The organism is Polynucleobacter sp. 35-46-11 (genome assembly GCF_002281105.1).
Window position 1 is genome coordinate 1 of the sequence record NZ_NCFJ01000763.1, and the last position, 1,001, is coordinate 1,001.

Consider the following 1,001-nt stretch of genomic DNA (forward strand, 5'->3'; position numbering starts at 1 on the left):
GAATTAGCCGCCAAGAAGGTGCATGTCAAGGTTGCCGGTCGTATGGTGCTCAAGCGCGTCATGGGAAAAGCCAGTTTTGCGACCATTCAAGATCGTAGCGGTCAGATTCAGTTCTACATCAATGATGAAATCAGTGGTGCCGATATTCATGGTGCATTTAAGCACTGGGACATGGGTGACTTTATCTCCGCTGAAGGCAATTTATTCAAGACAAATAAGGGTGAGCTCTCCGTTGAATGTAGCAATCTACGCCTCCTTAGCAAATCGTTGCGCCCTCTTCCAGATAAGTTCCATGGCCTCTCAGATTTAGAGACCAAGTATCGTCAGCGCTATGTTGATTTGATTGTGAATCCAGAGAGCCGCAATACATTTAGAGCACGTAGCAACACGATCGCCTCATTGCGTCGCCATATGCTGGATGCGGACTTCATGGAAGTTGAAACACCAATGCTCCACCCTATTCCTGGTGGCGCCACAGCAAAACCCTTCATCACACATCACAATGCTTTAGACATGCAAATGTTCTTGCGCATTGCTCCAGAGCTCTACTTGAAGCGCTTGGTAGTAGGTGGTTTTGAGCGTGTCTTTGAAATCAATCGCAATTTCCGTAACGAAGGCGTTAGCCCACGTCACAATCCAGAATTCACGATGATGGAATTCTATGCAGCCTATACCGATTACCGTTGGCTGATGGATTTTACGGAGAACTTAATTCGCTCTGCTGCAATGGATGCGCAAGGCACTACTGTCCTGACCCACCAGGGCCGTGAACTCGACCTCAGCAAACCTTTCCAGCGCTTGACCATTACTGAAGCGATCTTGAAGTATTGCGGCCAATCCAATAAGAGCTATGAGCCAGCCCAACTTGAAGATGCTGCATTTATTCGTGCTGAATTGAAAAAAGGTGGTGAGAACCCAGATTCCCCAACCCTGAAGAATGCCGGTATTGGCGCCTTGCAACTTGCTTTATTTGAATTGGTTGCCGAGTCACACCTCTGGGA

1 protein-coding gene is annotated in these 1,001 nt (G+C 47.8%); it reads left to right on the forward strand.

Annotated elements, in window-relative coordinates:
* Positions 1-1,001: amino acid--tRNA ligase-related protein (locus B7Y67_RS19395; RefSeq protein WP_293600032.1), on the forward strand; the 1,001-nt coding region annotated here is incomplete at both ends.